The organism is Aquabacterium sp. A08 (genome assembly GCF_011742065.1).
In genome coordinates this window covers 1-239 of sequence record NZ_JAAQQT010000435.1, presented here as the reverse complement: position 1 = coordinate 239, position 239 = coordinate 1, and the positions used below count along the sequence as shown (strand labels likewise).

At 66.1% G+C, this 239-nt stretch carries 1 protein-coding gene; it reads left to right on the top strand.

Annotation, left to right across the window (positions count from 1 at the left end):
- The coding region (locus tag HA630_RS02475) for a hypothetical protein (protein WP_166832223.1) at window positions 1-239 on the top strand (239 nt) is incomplete at both ends.

The window sequence follows — 239 nt, the reverse complement described above, 5'->3', positions numbered from 1 at the left end:
GCCGACACGGCGATCAGCGACAGCGTGCCGGTGGCTGTGGCGGGTGTGGGCGGCACGGGTGCGAGCGCCAACCTGAGCATCAGCATCGTGGACGACGTGCCTGTGGCTCAAAACGACGGCACGGCGACGGTGACTGAGGACAGTGGTGCGGGCCAGACGGTGACGGCCAACGTGCTGACCAACGACAGCTATGGTGCGGATGACACGGGAGGTTTGAAGGCCTTCAGCTGGGACGCGAA